The sequence below is a fragment of the Streptomyces sp. NPDC091292 genome, assembly GCF_044757265.1.
In the GTDB taxonomy this organism is placed as follows: Bacteria; Actinomycetota; Actinomycetes; order Streptomycetales; family Streptomycetaceae; genus Streptomyces.
Map to the genome: position 1 here is coordinate 697,416 of NZ_JBIVUQ010000001.1, position 17,525 is coordinate 714,940.

The window sequence follows — 17,525 nt, forward strand, 5'->3', positions numbered from 1 at the left end:
TCGCCCCGCTCAGCGCCGCCGCCCGCCCACTGTGAGGCCGGCTCGCCGCACGGCGGTGCGGCTCACCGAGCCGACGCCAGCGCCCGCTCCACACCCGGCTCCTTCGGCCCCAGGAAGACCGGGTCCGGACGGAAGGTGGCCTCCAGCGCCGCCTTGCCCGCCGCGAACAGCTCACGCGTCGCGCCGTAGTACCAGGTGCCGTCGTGCCGGTCCTGGACCCCGACCCCGTACGCCGTCATGCCCGCCGCGCGGCACAGCGAGACCGCCCGGCGTATGTGGAAGCCCTGACTGATCAGGACCGCCCGGTCGACGCCGAATATCTTCCGCGCCCGCACGCACGAGTCCCAGGAGTCGAAGCCCGCGTAGTCACTGACGATCCGCCGGTCCGGGACTCCGTGCCGGGTCAGATAGGTCCGCATGGCGTCCGGCTCGTCGTACTCCTTCCGGCTGTTGTCGCCGGTCACCAGGACGACCTCGATCCTGCCCGTGCGGTACAGCTCCGCCGCCGCGTCGAGGCGGCGGGCCAGATACGGCGACGGCTCGCCCTGCCACAGCCCGGCGCCGAACACGATCGCGACCTCGGTGCGCGGCACGTCCGCCGTGGACCGCAGCCGGCTGTCGGCGGCCAGGAATGTCCAGGTCGACGGCGTGAGTGCGAGCACGCACAGCACCATCAGCGCCTGCACCGCGTACCGCTGCCCGCGCCGCGACCGGGGCCACCGGGGCCACCGCGGGCGCCATCTCGGCGGTCGCACCCTGCCGAGCCACGCCCCCACCGCCGCACCCGCACGCCCCACCGCACCCCGAACACGTCCCATTCGTCCCCCCAACCCCGATCCCTGCGATCCCTGTCCGACCGGCCCTCACGGGTCCGCCCCGGTCACGGCCGGTCACGTCCCGTTCCCCTCAATCGTCACCCACAGTAATCCACCCCACCGACAACCGACCTGACACGGCCCCGCCCCGGCCGGTGAGCCGGGAGGCAAAAGGCCGTCATCGTCGCGCAACCGGGCCGCAATCTCGCCCCGGCAAAATCGGTGCATGACGGTGTCGAACCCTCCTCGCGGCGAGTCCGCCCACCCGCACCTCGACACGACGGCGCAGCTCATGAACGCGATCACCAGCCAGCTCGGCAGCCAGCTCAGCCTTGTCGCACTCGACGGCAGGCGCCGCGCCGCCCCGCCCGCGCTCGTCCTCGCGGCGCACGGCAGCCGCGACCCCCGGGCCCTCGCCACCGTCCAGACCCTCGCCGAGCGGGTCCGCGAACTGCGCCCGGGGCTCTCCGTCCACCTCGGCCACATCGAGCGGAGCGCGCCGCTGCTGCCCGACACCCTCGCCGCGCTGCCTCCCGGCCGCGCGGTGCTCGTACCGCTGCTGCTGGGCCGCGGATACCACGTCAAGCAGGACCTGCCCGCCGCGACCGCCGCCGCGCCGCACGTCGACGCGCGGATCGCCGCGCCGCTCGGGCCGCATCCGCTGCTTGTCGAGACGCTGTTCACGCGGCTCGTCGAAGCAGGGTGGAATCCGCGTCTCAGCGATGCGCAGCGGCGTGGCAGCGGGGTTGTGCTGGCCGCCGCGGGGTCCCGTGATCCGGAGTCGGCCGCCGATACGCGGCGTACGGCGGATCTTCTCGCGGAGCGGGTCGGGGTGCCTGTGGTTCCCGCCTACGCGTCGGTGGCGCCCGGGGTGGCTGGGGCGGTGCGGGTGCTGGCCTCGCGGGGGCGGTACCGGGTTGCCGTCGCCTCGTATTTCACGGCGCCGGGACGTTTTGCCTCGGAGTGCGCCGATGCGGCGCCGTGGGTTGTGGCCGCGCCGCTGGGCGCCCACGCTGGTGTCGCCCGGTTGGTGTTGCATCGGTACGACCAGGTTTTGGCGTCTGCGGATTTTGTTTCCCGGGGCGCGTTGGCTCCCGCCTGAGCGGGTCGTTTGGCTGCGGGTGCGTCGTGGTTTGTTGCGCAGTTCCCCGCGCCCCTGAGGGGGGGTGTTCTGTCGGGTGTTCGGCTGCGAGTCCGTCGTGGCTTGTCGCGCAGTTCCCCGCGCCCCTGATGGGCGTCCCAGGATGCACCCCGTGTCGACCCCCTCGTACCTAATGTCCGCATCCCCGTCTACTGTCGGGGCCATGGAAGGCAGTGCGTACGACCCGTCCGGCAGTGAGCCCTATGTGGCCGGTGATGTGGAGCGGTGGGCCGTTGAACCCGACAAGCGGCCGGGGCGTACGGCGTTTCAGCGGGATCGGGCGCGGGTGCTGCACTCGTCCGCGCTGCGGCGCCTGGCGGGCAAGACGCAGGTCGTGACGCCGGGCACCCGCAGCCAGGCGTGGGACGCCAGCGCGCGCACGCGCCTGACGCACTCGCTGGAGTGTGCCCAGGTCGGCCGCGAACTGGGCGCGGCGCTCGGCTGCGACCCGGACCTCGTGGAGACGGCCTGCCTGTCGCACGATCTGGGGCACCCGCCCTTCGGGCACAACGGCGAGCAGGCGCTGAACGAGGTCGCGGCGGACTGGGGCGGCTTCGAGGGCAACGCCCAGTCGCTGCGGCTGCTCACCCGGATCGAACCCAAGAGGTTCGTGCGCCCGCACACGCTGACCCCGACCACGGCGGCGGACGACGGCGGCGAACTCGTGAGCGTCGGCCTCAATCTCACCCGGGCGGCCCTGGACGCCGCCACCAAGTACCCGTGGCCGCGCGGCGGCCACCCCACCGACCCCGCCTCACGCAAGTTCGGCGTCTACGAGGACGACCGGCCGGTCTTCGACTGGATCCGCGCGGGCGCGCCCGCGGACCGGATCTGCTTCGAGGCCCAGGTCATGGACTGGGCGGACGACGTCGCGTACTCCGTGCACGACCTGGAGGACGGGCTGCACGCCGGGCACATCGACCCGAACATGCTGCACGCGGAGCCCGAGCGCCGGGACGTGTTCGCCGTCGCGATCGGCCGGTACGTGGCGGACGACACCGACCCCGAGGAGCTGGCGGCGGCGCTCGACCGGCTCCTCGAACAGGAGTGGTGGCCGCACGGGTACGACGGTTCGGCGGTCGCCCAGGCGCGGCTCAAGGACGCGACGAGCCAGCTCATCGGCCGCTTCTGTCTCGCCGCCGAGAACGCCACGCGCGCGGGGACGCCGCCCGGCCGCCTCACCCGGTACGCGGCGCAGCTCGTCGTCCCGCGCGAGGCCCGCCTCGAATGCGCGGTCCTCAAGGCGGTCGCCGACCGGTACGTCATGCAGCGGGCCGAACAGGAACGTATCCGCGCCGACCAGCGCATCGTCGTCGCGGAACTCGCCGACGCGCTCACCCGGCGCGCGCCCGAAGGGCTGGACCCGCAGTTCCGCGCTCTGTTCGACACGGCCCCCGACGACCGGGCCCGGGGGCGCGTGATCGTGGACCAGATCGCCTCGCTCACCGACGCGGCGGCCCGCGCCCTGCACACCCGGCTCACCGCACGCAGACCCTGACACACAGGTACGGAAAGACGGCCCGACGGCCACGGGGTGTGACGAGGACTGGCCTGATCGGGCCACTCCCTCTTCCCGCATCACGCTCCGTGCGGGACGCTCACATGTGGCGGCATGGTTATGAGGAGGCATCAAGTGGTCGACGCGGATCAGACGTTCGTCATCATCGGGGGAGGGCTCGCGGGCGCCAAGGCGGCCGAAACCCTCCGCTCCGAGGGCTTCACAGGGCGGGTGATCCTCATCGGCGACGAGCGTGAGCACCCGTACGAGCGCCCACCCCTGTCCAAGGGCTATCTGCTGCGCAAGGAGGAGCGCGACAGCGTCTTCGTCCATGAACCCGCCTGGTACGCACAGGCCGACATCGAGCTGCACCTGGGCCAGACCGTCGTCGGCATCGACCGCGCCGCGAAGACCGTCAGCCTCGGCGACAGCACCGTCGTGCACTACGACAAGCTGCTGCTCGCCACCGGTGCCGAACCGCGCCGCCTCGACATCCCCGGCACCCATCTGGCGGGCGTGCACCACCTGCGGCGCCTCGCGCACGCGGAGCGCCTGCGGGGCGTCCTCGCCACGCTCGGCCGCGACAACGGCCACCTCGTCATCGCGGGCGCCGGCTGGATCGGCCTGGAGGTCGCCGCCGCGGCCCGCGAGTACGGCGCCGAGGTCACCGTCGTGGAGCCCGAGCCGACGCCGCTGCACGGCGTGCTCGGCCCCGAACTGGGCCAGCTCTTCACCGAGCTGCACGGCGAGCACGGCGTGCGCTTCCACTTCGGCGCCCGGCTCACCGAGATCACCGGGCAGGACGGCATGGTCCTCGCCGCCCGCACCGACGACGGCGAGGAGCACCCCGCGCACGACGTGCTCGCCGCGATCGGCGCCGCGCCCCGCACCGGGCTCGCCGAGGCCGCCGGGCTCGCCATGGCCGACCGGGCGCAGGGCGGCGGGATCGCCGTCGACGCCTCGCTGCGCACCTCCGACCCGGACATCTACGCCGCAGGCGACGTCGCCTCGGTCGACCACCCGCTGTTCGGCACCCGGCTGCGCGTCGAACACTGGGCCAACGCGCTCAACGGCGGCCCGGCCGCGGCCCGCGCCATGCTCGGCAAGGACGTCACGTACGACCGGGTGCCGTACTTCTTCTCGGACCAGTACGACGTCGGTCTGGAGTACTCGGGCTGGGCGCCCCCGGGCTCGTACGACCAGGTGGTGATCCGGGGGGACGTGGGGAAGCGGGAGTTCATCGCGTTCTGGCTGAAGGACGGGCGGGTGCTCGCCGGGATGAACGTGAACGTGTGGGACGTCACCGACCCGATCCAGGAGCTGATCAGGACCCGCGCGCGGGTCGACACGGACGCGCTATCGGACCCGGCGGTCCCGCTGTCCTCGCTGCCCGTCTGACCTCCGTCCGCCGCGCGGCCGGTCCCCGGACGGCGCCCGTCCGGTACGGGTGGGGTCCGGGGCGGCACAGGAGTGTCGGTGCGTCGCCGTAGACTCTCCGCGTGGCAGGCAGGATCAATGACGAGGACGTGAAGGCGGTACGGGACGCGGTCCCGATCGACGCCGTCGTCTCCGAGTACCTCCAGCTGCGCAACGCCGGCGGCGGCAATCTGAAGGGCCTGTGCCCCTTCCACGACGAGAAGTCACCGTCCTTCCAGGTCAGCCCGAGCAAGGGTCTCTTCCACTGCTTCGGCTGCCAGGAGGGCGGCGACACCCTCACCTTCGTGATGAAGATCGACCATCTCTCCTTCTCGGAGGCGGTCGAGCGCCTGGCGGCCACGGCGGGCATCACCCTGCGGTACGAGGAGGGCGGGTACAACCCGAGCCACCAGCGGGGCGAGCGCATCCGCCTGGTCGAGGCCCACAAGATCGCCGCACAGTTCTACGTGGAGCAGCTCGACGTGAGCCCCGAGGCCGAGATCGGCCGGACGTTCCTCGCGGAGCGCGGCTTCGACCAGGCCGCCGCCGCGCACTTCGGCGTCGGCTACAGCCCGGCGGGCTGGGACCACCTCACCCGCTATCTGCGCGGCAAGGGCTTCAGCGACAAGGAACTGCTGCTGTCCGGGATCGCCCAGGAAGGCCGCCGGGGCCCCATCGACCGCTTCCGTGGCCGCCTCATGTGGCCGATTCGCGACATCTCCGGTGAAGTGGTCGGGTTCGGGGCGCGCAAGCTGCGTGACGACGACAACGGCCCGAAGTACCTCAACACCCCCGAGACGGCGATCTACAAGAAGTCCCAGGTGCTGTACGGCGTGGACCTCGCCAAGAAGGAGATCGCCAAGACCAGCCGCGCGGTCGTCGTCGAGGGCTACACCGATGTGATGGCCTGCCATCTCGCCGGGGTCACCACCGCCATCGCGACCTGCGGCACCGCGTTCGGCGGCGACCACATCAAGATCCTCCGCCGCCTCCTCATGGACAACGGCTCCGCGCGCGTGATCTTCACCTTCGACGGGGACGCGGCGGGCCAGAAGGCCGCCCTGCGCGCCTTCGAGGACGATCAAAAGTTCGCCGCCGAGACCTACATCGCCATCGCGCCCGACGGCATGGACCCGTGCGAGCTGCGCCTCGCCAAGGGCGACGAAGCGGTCGCCGACCTGGTCGAACCCCGCACCCCGCTCTTCGAGTTCGCGCTACGCCAGATCGTCAACCGTTACGACCTGGAGACCCCGGCGGGCCGCGCCGCCGCACTGGACGAGGCCGCGCCGGTCGTCGCCCGGATCAAGAACAGCGCCTCGCAGCACGAGGTCGCCGTGCAGCTCGCCGGGATGCTCGGCATCCTCGACACCCAGTTCGTCGTCAAGCGGATCGCACAGCAGGCGCGCTGGGCCCGCGACCGCGGCGGCAAGGGTCCCGCGAGACCGCCCGAGGCCCGTATGCCGCAGCACGACATGACACCGCGCAGCACCGCACCAGGCCCCTCACTCACCCTCCGCAACCCGGTGTTCGCCACCGAGCGCGAACTCCTCAAACTCGCCCTCCAGCGCCCCGAACTGGTCGCACCGGCCTTCGACGCGTACGGCGTGGACGAGTTCACCGCCCCGCCGTACGCGGCCGTGCGCGAGGCGATCATCGAGGCGGGCGGGGTGGAGTACGGCGTTCAGGACGCGCAGGAGTATCTGGTCCGCGTCCGCGACGCCGCCCCGGACGACGTGGTCCGCTCCATGGTCACCGAGCTGGCCGTCGAGGCCATCATGCGCCGCACCGTGGACGAGGTGTACGCGGGCGAGCAGCTCGTCACCGTCCGCCGCCGCGCCGTCGAGCGCCGCGTGCACGACGTCCAAGGGGCGCTCGCCCGCGCCGGCAGCCAGGGCGACCCGGCCCATCTGGCCGCCGTGCAGAACGAGTTGTGGGTCCTCCAGCAGTACGGCCAGGCGTTGCGCGAGCGCGGCGCCGACGCCCTCTGACCGAGCGGCCTTCCCATCAACGCACCACCTGCTTACGGGGCTTCCTCGAAGGTCGGCCGCAGCGCCCGCACGAGCCGCCCCACGAAGTCCCTTTCCTCACCGGCGAAGCGCGGGTACTCCGTCGCGAAGTGGTGCCACTCCACGTACCGCAGCGCCTCCTCGACGTCCGAGGCGCGGATCTCGTCGCGGTCCGGGTGCGGCCACTCGTCGGTCAGCCGGAAGACCTCGTGCAGCAGGCTGTGGCGCAGCGGGTGGTGTTCGGCGAGCAGGACCGCGTCGTAGAGGTCCTTGCCCTGCCCGTGCATGTCGGAGACGAGCCACAGGATCTTCCACGCCAGCGACAGTTCCGGTGTCGCCGCCCACACCACCGTGCCCGGCGCCACCTCGGCCGGCTGCGGTTCGACGGGCAGCTTCTCGTTGAACACGAAGTCCAGCTGCACGTCGCCGCCCGGCAGCCCCGGCGCCGACCAAGGGATCAGCAACCGGCGCCCCGGCACCCGCTCGTACGTCCAGATGTCCTCGGACACCGCGCCCCGCGCCGACAGCCGGACCTCGCCGCCGCGCTCCGCCGCGACCCGCTCCGCCGCTTCCGTGATCCCGTCGAGCATCCGCCCGGTCCGCTCGTCCCCGATCTTCCAACGCGCCGGTACCACCACGAAGTCCAGGTCACCCGGCTCCCGCGCCGCGTCCCCGTACCACGCGGACAGCAGCACACTGCCGCGCAGCACCAGCGACTCCACCCACGCGGAGTCGGCCACGGCCGCGAGGACCAGGTCCAGGGCGGTGCGCCGCGCCGCGTGCCAGGCCGCGTCGCGCTCCGGGTCGGGGAACACCGGGTCGGCCGCCCGGTAGGCGTTGGCGTACTGCTTCAGCGCCGGATCGAACACCGGCCGCCGCACCACGCCTTCGCCGGGCGAGGGCCGCAGGGTGCGCGGCAGGTCCAGGCTCCGGCGCGTGGCCTCGTCCAGCGGCTCGTCCGGCACCCGCGTGCTGGTCCAGCCGAGCCTCGCCCACCCCCCGGTCACCGGACGCTCTCCGTCACCCGCGCCGTGGCGCATGCTCCGACCCCCTCACCGATCCACCCGTCGTCCAGCGACAGGTCACTGTCGTACAGCACGAACTCCCGCTCCACGGACATCACTTCGTGTCCGGCAAGCGCGTCCAGCAGGGCGTCCAGGGCGCGTTCCGCCCGTCCGGCGTCGACCGCGTGGCAGCGCTGCGTGACGAACCGCTCGTGGCGGCCCCCGTCCCGTGGCCGCCGCGCGTTCCACGACAGATGCGCGCCGTGCGCCACCGCCACCGAGGTCAGCGCACCCCGGTCGAACTCCGCGTCGAGCAGCAGCTTCACGTGGTGCTCGAAGTAGCCGTCCGCGTCAGTCGGCCGGCGCGGGACCTCCGGTGCCCACGGCGCCGACTCGACCTTCACCCGCACCGGTACGAAACCGTCCGCCGCCAGCCGCGCGAGCAACGCCCGCGCCCCCGCCCGCGCGTCCTCGTACGACACCGCGTCGCGCAGCGTCAGCATCGGCTGCGACACCGTACGGCCCCGCGCGAGGACGATGTGCGTGACCTTGAGCCCGGCGCGGGCCGCCCACGACTCCAGGCGCGCGTACGCGGCGGAGTCCGGGCAGGACACGGTCACATGGGTCTCGTACACCCGAGGCTGTGGTGGGGCGTTGGACATCGGACGATCGTCGCAGAGGCCCGGTCGCCGGGGCACGCGGGTTTTCCCCGGCGGCTGCGGGGGAAGACATGCGGGCTTCGCGCGAGGGTAATCGTCCGGTTACGGACCGGACGCAGAAAGTCGCCGCACGCCCCTCGTGGCGGGGATGTGTCGTACCCCACACTGGGGGCGGTGCCTGAGTCCTCGGAGCGCGGCCGGCCTGTTCATGACGGGCTTGAGATTCCCGCGATTCCGCTCATCGCGTACGGGACGGACAGCGGCGAGGCCGCTGCCGCCGGTCCCGTCCTCACGCTGTCGCACGCCTCAGCAGCGATCACCCTGGAGGTCGCCCCCGTGCAGACCCAGACCCAGCTCCAGACCCTCACCGATCTGGAGCCCGACGTCCTCGCGGCGGTGCCCGCGCAGAGCCGCGCCCCACTCCATCCCGAGGCCGAACCGCCGACCGGGACCGGGACCGGGACCGGCCGTGAACCCGCACCCGGCCCGGACTTCGACACCGACCTCGAACCGGAGTCCCTCGCCCTGCGCAGGGCCCGCTCCCGCGCCGAGGCCGGTGGCCCGTCCTCCGACCTGTTCCGCCAGTACCTCCGCGAGATCGGGCGGATCTCCCTGCTCACCGCCGCCGAAGAGGTCGAACTCGCCCGCCGCGTCGAAGCGGGCCTCTTTGCGGAGGAGAAGCTGCGCTCCACGCAGGACCCGGACTCCAGGCTCGCCCTCGATCTCGACCGGCTCGTCGTCATGGGCCGCATGGCCAAGCGCCGCCTCATCGAGGCGAATCTGCGCCTGGTCGTCTCCGTCGCGAAACGTTACGTCGGCCGCGGACTGACCATGCTCGACCTCGTCCAGGAGGGCAACCTCGGCCTGATCAGGGCCGTCGAGAAGTTCGACTACGCACGCGGGTACAAGTTCTCGACCTACGCCACCTGGTGGATCCGGCAGGCCATGTCGCGCGCCCTCGCCGACCAGGCCCGCACCATCCGCGTCCCGGTCCATGTCGTCGAACTCATCAACCGTGTCGTCCGCGTCCAGCGCCGCATGCTCCAGGAACGCGGCTACGAACCCACACCCGAAGAGGTCGCCGCGCATCTCGACCTGACACCCGAACGCGTCGGCGAAGTCCTGCGCCTGGCTCAGGAACCGGTGTCCCTGCACGCGCCCGTCGGCGAGGAGGACGACGTCGCGCTCGGCGACCTCATCGAGGACGGCGACGCCGCCTCACCCGTCGAGTCGGCCGCGTTCCTGCTGCTGCGCGAACACCTGGAAGCCGTCCTGTCGACCCTCGGCGAACGCGAACGCAAGGTCGTCCAACTCCGCTACGGACTGGCCGACGGCAGGCCCCGGACGCTCGAAGAGATCGGCCGCATCTTCGGCGTGACACGCGAACGCATCCGCCAGATCGAATCCAAAACCCTCAACAAACTCCGGGACCACGCCTTCGCCGACCAGCTACGGGGTTACCTCGACTGACCGGTTTCGCTGTGGGCAGTTGTTCCGCTGGGGCGGAACGGGTGGGCACAGCGGAACCCCGACGCCGGGCAACCCTTCAGTCCACCTCAGCCACAGCCTGCGCGAACTGCGCCGAATACAACCGCGCATACGCACCCTCGGCAAGCAACAGCTCATCATGCGTGCCCTGTTCCACGATCGCCCCGTCCTCCATCACGAGAATCGTGTCGGCATCCCGAATCGTGGAGAGCCGATGCGCGATCACGAACGACGTACGCCCATGCGCGAGCCGCGCCATCGCCTTCTGGATGAGCACCTCGGTACGGGTGTCCACCGAACTGGTCGCCTCGTCGAGCACCAGGATCACGGGGTCGGACAGGAACGCCCGAGCGATGGTGATGAGCTGCTTCTCACCCGCGCTGACACCGCCGCCCTCGTCGTCGATCACGGTGTCGTACCCGTCGGGCAGCGTCCGGATGAACCGGTCCGCGTGCGCGGCGCGCGCCGCCTCCTCGATCTGCTCCCGGGTGACGTGCTTCGAGGCGCCGTACGCGATGTTCTCCGCGATCGTGCCGCCGAACAGCCAGGTGTCCTGGAGGACCATGCCGATCCCGGACCGCAGGTCGTCCCGGGTCATCGTGGCCACGTCGACGCCGTCCAGAGTGATCCGGCCACCGGTCACCTCGTAGAACCGCATGAGCAGGTTCACCAGGGTCGTCTTGCCGGCGCCGGTCGGGCCGACGATCGCGACGGTGTGGCCCGGCTCGACGGTCAGTGACAGGTCCTCGATGAGCGGCTTGTCCTCCTCGTAGCGGAACGACACATGCTCCAGGGCGACCTTGCCGGTCAGCTCGGTGGGCCGGGCGCCGGGGACCGGGTCCGCCTCCTGCTCGGGCGCGTCGAGGAGTTCGAAGATCCGCTCGGCGGACGCGACACCGGACTGGATGAGGTTCGCCATCGAAGCGACCTGGGTGAGCGGCATCGAGAACTGCCGCGAGTACTGGATGAACGCCTGGACGTCGCCGATCGACAGCGTGCCCGACGCCACCCGCAGACCGCCGACGACGGCCACCAGGACATAGTTCAGGTTGGACACGAAGAACATCAGCGGCTGCATGATCCCGCTGTTGAACTGCGCCTTGAACCCGGCCTCGTACAGCGCGTCGTTCTGCTCGGCGAACGCCTTCGCGGACTCGTCCTGCCGGCCGAACACCTTCACCAGGGTGTGGCCGGTGTACATCTCCTCGACGTGCGCGTTGAGCTTGCCGGTCATCCGCCACTGCTGCACGAACTGCGGCTGCGACCGCTTGCCGACGCGGGTCGCGATCAGGAACGACAGCGGCACCGTCACCAGCGCGACCAGCGCGAGCAGCGGCGAGATCCAGAACATCATCGCCAGGACGCCGACGATCGTCAGCAGCGAGTTGATGAGCTGGCCCATCGTCTGCTGGAGCGTCTGGCCGAGGTTGTCGAGGTCGTTGGTGGCGCGGCTGAGGACCTCTCCGCGCTGCCGCTTGTCGAAGTACGACAGCGGGAGCCGCGACAGCTTCGCCTGGACCTCGCCGCGCATCCGGTACACGGTCTTGTTGATCGCCCGGTTCGACAGCCGGGTCGACACCATCATCAGCAGCCCGGCGCCCAGGAACGCGATCAGCGCGATTCCGAGTACCGAGCCGACCGCGTCGAAGTCGATGCCCTGACCGGGGGTGAAGTCGATCCCGGACAGCAGGTCCGCCATACCGCCCTGGCCGCTGTCCCGCAGCCGCCGGATCGCCTCCGCCTTGTTCTCGCCGGCCGGCAGCTGCCGGCCCACGATGCCCGCGAAGACCAGGTCGGTCGCCCGGCCCAGGATCTTCGGGCCCACCACCGACATCGCCACGCTCAGCACCCCGCACGCGAGCATGCCGTACATCGTCGAGCGCTCCGGCCTGAACTGTCCGATCAGGCGCTTGCCCGACCCCTTGAAGTCCATCGAGCGCTGGTCCGGGCCGCCCCCGGCCATCATTCTTCCCGCCGGCCCCGCCATCAGGCGGCCTCCGCTTCCGTCAGCTGGGAGAGCACGATCTCCCGGTAGGTCTCATTGGTCTCCATCAGCTCGTGATGGCGTCCCGCTCCGACGACGCGGCCCTCGTCGAGGACCACGATCCGGTCGGCCTCGCGGATCGTGGAGACCCGCTGGGCGACGATCACGACGGTCGCCTCGGCGGTCTCGGCGAGTAGCGCGGCCCGCAGCGCCGCGTCCGTGGCGTAGTCGAGGGCCGAGAAGGAGTCGTCGAAGAGGTAGATCTCCGGGCGCTGCACCAGGGTCCGCGCGATGGCGAGCCGCTGGCGCTGACCGCCGGACACATTCGTGCCGCCCTGCGCGATCGGCGCGTGCAGACCGCCCTCCAGACTCGTCTCCACGAAGTCCCTGGCCTGCGCGACATCAAGGGCCCGCCACAACTGGTCGTCGGTGGCGTCCGGATTGCCGTACCGCAGGTTCGTCGCGACGGTCCCCGCGAAGAGGTACGGCTTCTGCGGGACCAGGCCCACGGTCTTCGCGAGCACCTTCGGGTCGATGGTGCGGACGTCGACACCGTTCACCAGGACGGCCCCGTCCGTGGCGTCGAACAGCCGCGGTACGAGTCCGAGCAGCGTCGACTTGCCGCTGCCCGTCGAGCCGATGACGGCGGTCGTCTCGCCGGGCCGGGCCACCAGGTCGATGCCGCGCAGCACGGGCTCCTCGGCGCCCGGATAGCGGAAGCCGGTCTCCCGCAGCTCCAGATGCCCGTGCCCGCGCAGTTGCCGCACCGGCTCCGACGGCGGGACGACGCTGCTGTCGGTGTCCAGGACCTCCTGGATGCGTTCGGCGCACACCTCCGCGCGCGGCACCATCATGAACATGAAGGTGGCCATCATCACGGACATCACGATCTGCATCAGATAGGCGAGGAACGCGGTCAGCGCGCCGATCTGCATGCCGCCGCTGTCGATGCGGTGGGCGCCGAACCAGACCACGGCGACCGACGACACGTTCACGACGGTCATCACGATGGGGAACATCAGCGCGAGCAGACGGCCGGTGCCGAGGGACACGTCGGTGAGCTGTTCGTTGGCGCCGCGGAAGCGGTCCTTCTCGTAGTCGTCGCGGACGAAGGCGCGGATCACCCGGTTGCCGGTGATCTGCTCGCGCAGCACCCGGTTCACCGTGTCCAGGCGGACCTGCATCGAGCGGAACAGCGGCCTCAGCCGGCGCACGATCAGGGTCACGCTGACCCCGAGCACGGGCACCACGGCGAGCAGTACGGCGGACAGCGGGACGTCCTGGCCGAGCGCCAGGACGATGCCGCCGATGCACATGATCGGAGCCGACACGAGCAGCGTGAACGACATCAGCGTCAGCATCTGCACCTGCTGCACGTCGTTCGTGGTCCGGGTGATCAGCGAAGGCGCACCGAAGTGCCCGACCTCGCGCGCCGAGAACGACTGCACCCGGTCGAACACGGCGGCCCGCACATCGCGCCCCAGGGCGGACGCGGTCCGGGCGCCGTAGTACACGGCGCCGATGTTGCAGAACACCTGCACGACGGTGATGCCGATCATGAGGGCGCCGAAGGACAGGATGTAGCCGGAGTCCCCCTTCACGACACCGTGATCGATGATGTCGGCGTTCAGGGTGGGCAGATAGAGCGTGGCGCTGGTCTGGAGAAGCTGGAGCAGCACCAGTAGGGCGATGGGTTTCTTGTACGGATCCAGGTAGGTCCGAAGGAGTCGTATGAGCACGCTCGGTCTTTCGCGTCGGTGAAGGCGATCGTGTCGGTGAGGGAGATCAGTGCCATCACCCCCTATCGTCCGACACTTGGGTTGCGTTACCTCACCGATTAATCCAAGAGCGGGCCAAGAACACCCCTGTACGGGGTGCCCGACGCGATGATCGCCCCGCCCTGTACGGCTCCCCGTCGCCCCGCCCGCCCTCAGGAAGCCGCGCCGCCGAAGGCACCCGGATGGGTTTGCTCCCGAACGGTGGTGAACTGCTGCCGTACGGCCTTCCCCACGGGCAGTTCCTCGCCGGGCTCGAAGACCTGCACGGCCGCGCTCTGCCACTGCGGCGGGGTCCGCGGGTCGAGGGTGCCCTGGGACGCGCCGAGCGCCCACGCCGCCTGCCGGGCCGCGCCGAGCGCCGCGTAGTCCGCGGGCTGCGGTACGACGACCTGCGCGCCGAGCAGCGCCGGGGCCGTCGTCTGCACGGCGGGCAGCTCGGCGGCGGCACCGAGCAGGAACACCCGGCGTACGTCGACACCGCGCCCGCGCAGCACGTCGAGGGCGTCGGCGAGCCCGCACAGCATGCCCTCGAACGCGGCGCGCGCCAGATGCTCCGGCTTCATCGCCTCGCGCCGCAGCCCCGCGAGGGTGCCCGCGGTGTGCGGCAGATTCGGTGTCCGCTCGCCCTCCAGATAGGGGAGCAGGACCAGGCCGTGCGCGCCGGGCGTCGACTTCATCGCGAGGTCGGACAGGGCCTCCAGATCGGGCGCCCCGAGCAGCTCGGCGGCGCCGCGCAGGGTGCGGACCGCGTTGAGCGTGTGCACGACCGGCAGATGCAGCCCGGTCGCGTCGGCGAGCGAGGTGATCATGCCGGTCGGGTCGGCCAGCGCCTCGTGGTGCACGGCCATCACGGAACCGGAGGCGCCGAGCGACACCACCGCGTCGCCCAGCCCGATACCGAGGCCGAGCGCGGCGGCCATCGTCTCGCCGGTACCGGCCGAGATCAGCAGCCCCTCGGGCGTGGTCCCGGCGGGCTCGGCGGGGCCGAGGACCTCGGGCAGGGCGGCCTGCCGGCCGAGCGCCAGCTCCACCAGGTCGGGCCGGTAGGCGCCGGAGGCCGCCGACCAGTAGCCGGTGCCGGACGCGCCGCCCCGGTCGGTGGTCCGCCGCAGCGGCCTGCCGAGGAGCTGCCACACCAGCCAGTCGTGGGCCTGGAGGATCAGAGCGATGCGCTGGGCGGACTCCGGCTCGTTCTGCGCGAGCCACCGCAGCTTCGTGACGGGCTGCGCGGCCTGCGGCACACACCCCACGGCCTGCGCCCACGCCTCCCGGCCGCCGAGCCCGTCGATCAGATCGGCGGCGGCGACCTGGGCCCGCCGGTCGTTGCCGACGAGCGCCGGGCGCACGGTGTTGCCCTGGGCGTCGAGCGGGACCAGCGCGTTCTGCTGCGCGGACACGCCGATGGCCCGTACCCCTTCGAGCAGCCCGCCCCCGGCGGCCTCCCCGAGGCTCAGCAGCCACGCCTGCGGATCGACGTCCGACGGCCGCGCCCCGTCCCCGGCCTCGACCGGATGCGGCGCGTACCCCTGCCGCAGCACGGCACCCGAGTCCGCGTCACAGACGACGATACGAGTGAAATCGGGCGAACTGTCCAACCCGGCGACTATCCCCATACTCCAAATCTTGCCGTACGCGGGGGGCCGGGGGCGCACCGGGCGACTGTGGGACCCAGGTGACCCGTGGGACCTAAGTGTTGGTGCTGCCCCACTCGTCCTCGCCGCCGTTGCGGCTGCGCTCGCGCACGGAGCGGACCCGGGCGGCCACCGAGTCCGGGACATGATCGCCGACCCGGTCCGTCACGGTGTGCAGCGCCTTGCCGGCCACCTCGCGGCTCTGCTGCGCGGCGGTCTCGGCGGCGTTGCGCACCGCCGGGTTCTGCGCGAACTCCCGCACGGACTTCTTCAGCTGCTCGTACCGCTCCCGCCCGGCGCGGGTCCCCAGGACATAACCGATGACGAGTCCTGCGGCGAATGTGAGCCGGTAGCGCATGACGGCCACCCTTCCCTAGCGTCGGCGTGGATCGCGCGGAGTACCGATTGGCGGAGCACCCCCCTGCTTGCGCTAATGTATGTGTCGCAGCGAGCGTGCGCCCCCTGGCGAATACCCAGGTAGGTACGTTCGATGCAACCGAGGCAATCCTCCGTAGCTCAATTGGCAGAGCAGCCGGCTGTTAACCGGCAGGTTACTGGTTCGAGTCCAGTCGGGGGAGCTCGATCCTCCGTAGCTCAATTGGCAGAGCAGCCGGCTGTTAACCGGCAGGTTACTGGTTCGAGTCCAGTCGGGGGAGCAGCCGAGAGGGACCCCCGTGGGGGTCCTTTTTCATGTCCGAGGGAACCATGCGGACAGGCCGGAAGTCCTCATGGTCACGCGAAGTCGACCATCCGAAGCAGGAGATCGTATGAGCGGCTATGCTGCGGCAGACGGCGCGTACATATGTACGCGACGCGCCGTAAAGGGGCGGTAGCTCAGCCGGTTAGAGCAGCGGACTCATAATCCGTCGGCCGTGGGTTCGAGTCCCACCCGCCCCACCTCGCGTTCCCTATGCAGGAACGTTTCGACCTGGGACGCCAGTGTCTATGCCCCGTCGCGAGGGGTGGGTAACGACACGCCGGAGATCATTTGCTGGCCCCCTGCTGGCCCGAGAGGTTGACGATCACGCTCTCTGGCCCCGCCTTCGTCTGCGCGCCGTGGCGACACTTCGAACTGCCCTACAGCGGGCTGCTGTTCGTGCCTCGTCTGGCGGCCTAAGGGGTGTACCAACCCCAACGAGAAAGGCACCTTGTCGTGATCATCGCCACCTGCAACTGTGGCCGCGTTATCTCCTACAGCGCCACCCGTCCGGGCGTCGCGCCGACAGACGTGCGTCACCTCGGCGTCCCCGGCGAGCCTGCCGACTGCCCGAAGTAGGCGTGCATGGAACAGCCCCGGCCGGGATTCCAGCCGGGGCCGCCATGCAGCCATGCAGGTTACGTCTCGCGCGGGACGATGAAGCCCCGCGCGGGCTTGGGCTCCTGCGGGTTGCGGGAGTCCGGTTGCTGCGTGCGTTTCCACGCCGCGACCAGGTCCGCGTACCGCGGGTCAGTCCACTCGGACATACGGCCTCCCTTCACAGGTGAGGCTAGAGGACTTTCGGTTTCGGCTTCGGGATGATGACGATCGTGCACTCCGGGGCGTGCTGGCACTTCGCCGCCACGGATGCGAGGGTTTCGTCGGACGGTGGGCCCCACAGCTCCGGGTCCGCCACGTACCCAAGCTCTGTGATCTTCTGGCGGGTGCGGTCGAGGATCGGCGGATCGTAGTTCGTCGGGTCGTATCCCGGGTAGTGGTGCACGAAAGTGCCGAGGGACGCGCACAGATCGGCGTACATCGCGGTGTGCAGGATCAGGGCGTGCCAGCCCTCGTCGACGATCCGCGACGGGGCAAGCCCCATGCCTGGGTTCTTCGCGCAGGCCGTGACGAACTTCAGCGCTTCCTCGACGATCCGGCCGGCCATCTCCCCGTCCATGTCGGGGTTGGCGTCCATGACGGTGCTGCGGCAACTGGCGAACCGCTCGTCGGGGATGAGCATCCGGGCTATCGCGGGGATCGGGTTTCCCGGAGGGTCCGGGTACGGGCTCGGAGGTACGCTCACGGCAATCTCCTTCGATTGTTGTGGTTGGAGATGGGCCCGCCTGGCCGGGGTTCTTTGCCGGATTCACCGGCCGGGCGGGTGATCAACGGGGGTCGAGCAGCGGGC

At 71.0% G+C, this 17,525-nt stretch carries 14 protein-coding genes and 3 tRNA genes; 8 read left to right on the forward strand and 9 right to left on the reverse strand.

Going from position 1 to position 17,525, the window contains the following annotated elements; genetic code table 11:
• Positions 1–62: 62 nt before the first annotated feature.
• The gene (locus tag ACIQNU_RS03170) at positions 63–818 is read right to left on the reverse strand and encodes a vancomycin high temperature exclusion protein (RefSeq protein WP_401360313.1); all 756 of its coding nucleotides are present in this window, start codon (positions 816–818) and stop codon (positions 63–65) included.
• 223 nt (positions 819–1,041) lie between these two features.
• Here ACIQNU_RS03170 and ACIQNU_RS03175 point away from each other — a divergent pair, with 223 nt between their 5' ends.
• From ACIQNU_RS03175 to dnaG, 4 genes are all read left to right on the forward strand, one after another.
• A complete protein-coding gene (locus ACIQNU_RS03175; protein WP_401360315.1) occupies positions 1,042–1,917 on the forward strand; it encodes a sirohydrochlorin chelatase in 876 nt (291 codons plus the stop codon).
• Positions 1,918–2,119: 202 nt separating this feature from the next.
• Positions 2,120–3,454 (forward strand): deoxyguanosinetriphosphate triphosphohydrolase, encoded by a 1,335-nt coding sequence (locus ACIQNU_RS03180; RefSeq protein ID WP_401360317.1) that lies wholly within the window; start codon positions 2,120–2,122, stop codon positions 3,452–3,454.
• A gap of 135 nt (positions 3,455–3,589) precedes the next feature.
• On the forward strand, positions 3,590–4,852 hold the full coding sequence (locus tag ACIQNU_RS03185) for an NAD(P)/FAD-dependent oxidoreductase (protein WP_401360319.1): 1,263 nt from the start codon (positions 3,590–3,592) through the stop codon (positions 4,850–4,852).
• Between the two features lie 101 nt (positions 4,853–4,953).
• Positions 4,954–6,858, forward strand: a complete 1,905-nt coding sequence (gene dnaG / locus ACIQNU_RS03190; RefSeq protein WP_401360320.1) for a DNA primase — start codon at positions 4,954–4,956, stop codon at positions 6,856–6,858.
• Between the two features lie 32 nt (positions 6,859–6,890).
• Here dnaG and ACIQNU_RS03195 read toward each other — a convergent pair whose 3' ends face one another.
• Positions 6,891–7,916, reverse strand: a complete 1,026-nt coding sequence (locus ACIQNU_RS03195) for a nucleotidyl transferase AbiEii/AbiGii toxin family protein (RefSeq protein WP_401360322.1) — start codon at positions 7,914–7,916, stop codon at positions 6,891–6,893.
• Complete coding sequence (locus tag ACIQNU_RS03200) at positions 7,880–8,542, reverse strand: hypothetical protein (protein WP_401360324.1); 663 nt, start codon at positions 8,540–8,542, stop codon at positions 7,880–7,882. Before ACIQNU_RS03200 ends, ACIQNU_RS03195 begins: the two co-directional genes overlap by 37 nt.
• A gap of 171 nt (positions 8,543–8,713) precedes the next feature.
• Here ACIQNU_RS03200 and ACIQNU_RS03205 point away from each other — a divergent pair, with 171 nt between their 5' ends.
• A complete protein-coding gene (locus ACIQNU_RS03205) occupies positions 8,714–10,009 on the forward strand; it encodes an RNA polymerase sigma factor (protein WP_401360326.1) in 1,296 nt (431 codons plus the stop codon).
• 76 nt (positions 10,010–10,085) lie between these two features.
• Here the strand turns inward: ACIQNU_RS03205 and ACIQNU_RS03210 are convergent, their stop codons facing one another.
• The 4 genes from ACIQNU_RS03210 to ACIQNU_RS03225 all read right to left on the reverse strand — a co-directional run bounded on the left by ACIQNU_RS03210 (position 10,086) and on the right by ACIQNU_RS03225 (position 15,778).
• A complete protein-coding gene (locus ACIQNU_RS03210) occupies positions 10,086–12,014 on the reverse strand; it encodes an ABC transporter ATP-binding protein (RefSeq protein WP_401360328.1) in 1,929 nt (642 codons plus the stop codon).
• On the reverse strand, positions 12,014–13,750 hold the full coding sequence (locus ACIQNU_RS03215; protein WP_401360330.1) for an ABC transporter ATP-binding protein: 1,737 nt from the start codon (positions 13,748–13,750) through the stop codon (positions 12,014–12,016). Before ACIQNU_RS03215 ends, ACIQNU_RS03210 begins: the two co-directional genes overlap by 1 nt.
• A gap of 191 nt (positions 13,751–13,941) precedes the next feature.
• On the reverse strand, positions 13,942–15,402 hold the full coding sequence (locus tag ACIQNU_RS03220) for an FGGY family carbohydrate kinase (protein ID WP_401360332.1): 1,461 nt from the start codon (positions 15,400–15,402) through the stop codon (positions 13,942–13,944).
• A gap of 73 nt (positions 15,403–15,475) precedes the next feature.
• Positions 15,476–15,778, reverse strand: a complete 303-nt coding sequence (locus ACIQNU_RS03225; protein WP_401360334.1) for a YtxH domain-containing protein — start codon at positions 15,776–15,778, stop codon at positions 15,476–15,478.
• A gap of 147 nt (positions 15,779–15,925) precedes the next feature.
• Here ACIQNU_RS03225 and ACIQNU_RS03230 point away from each other — a divergent pair.
• The 3 genes from ACIQNU_RS03230 (at position 15,926) to ACIQNU_RS03240 (ending at position 16,317) form a co-directional block, all read left to right on the forward strand.
• Positions 15,926–15,998 (forward strand) — tRNA-Asn (locus ACIQNU_RS03230).
• A gap of 5 nt (positions 15,999–16,003) precedes the next feature.
• Positions 16,004–16,076 (forward strand) — tRNA-Asn (locus ACIQNU_RS03235).
• A 167-nt stretch (positions 16,077–16,243) separates the two neighbouring features.
• Positions 16,244–16,317, forward strand: a tRNA-Ile gene (locus ACIQNU_RS03240).
• Positions 16,318–16,755: 438 nt separating this feature from the next.
• Here the strand turns inward: ACIQNU_RS03240 and ACIQNU_RS03245 are convergent.
• Both ACIQNU_RS03245 and ACIQNU_RS03250 read right to left on the reverse strand, forming a co-directional pair.
• A complete protein-coding gene (locus tag ACIQNU_RS03245; protein ID WP_401360336.1) occupies positions 16,756–16,884 on the reverse strand; it encodes a hypothetical protein in 129 nt (42 codons plus the stop codon).
• A 23-nt stretch (positions 16,885–16,907) separates the two neighbouring features.
• Entirely contained in the window at positions 16,908–17,357 is a 450-nt protein-coding gene (locus tag ACIQNU_RS03250; protein WP_401362409.1) for a glycine-rich domain-containing protein, read from the reverse strand.
• Positions 17,358–17,525: the final 168 nt, after the last annotated feature.

Coding starts and splice junctions, on each gene's coding strand:
- ACIQNU_RS03170 (WP_401360313.1), bottom strand. CDS start 818: ATGGGACGTGTTCGGGGTGCGGTGGGGCGTGCGGGTGCGGCGGTGGGG.
- ACIQNU_RS03175 (WP_401360315.1), top strand. CDS start 1,042: ATGACGGTGTCGAACCCTCCTCGCGGCGAGTCCGCCCACCCGCACCTC.
- ACIQNU_RS03180 (WP_401360317.1), top strand. CDS start 2,120: ATGGAAGGCAGTGCGTACGACCCGTCCGGCAGTGAGCCCTATGTGGCC.
- ACIQNU_RS03195 (WP_401360322.1), bottom strand. CDS start 7,916: ATGCGCCACGGCGCGGGTGACGGAGAGCGTCCGGTGACCGGGGGGTGG.
- ACIQNU_RS03200 (WP_401360324.1), bottom strand. CDS start 8,542: ATGTCCAACGCCCCACCACAGCCTCGGGTGTACGAGACCCATGTGACC.
- ACIQNU_RS03210 (WP_401360328.1), bottom strand. CDS start 12,014: ATGGCGGGGCCGGCGGGAAGAATGATGGCCGGGGGCGGCCCGGACCAG.
- ACIQNU_RS03220 (WP_401360332.1), bottom strand. CDS start 15,402: ATGGGGATAGTCGCCGGGTTGGACAGTTCGCCCGATTTCACTCGTATC.
- ACIQNU_RS03225 (WP_401360334.1), bottom strand. CDS start 15,778: ATGCGCTACCGGCTCACATTCGCCGCAGGACTCGTCATCGGTTATGTC.
- ACIQNU_RS03245 (WP_401360336.1), bottom strand. CDS start 16,884: ATGTCCGAGTGGACTGACCCGCGGTACGCGGACCTGGTCGCGGCGTGG.
- ACIQNU_RS03250 (WP_401362409.1), bottom strand. CDS start 17,357: ATGCTCATCCCCGACGAGCGGTTCGCCAGTTGCCGCAGCACCGTCATG.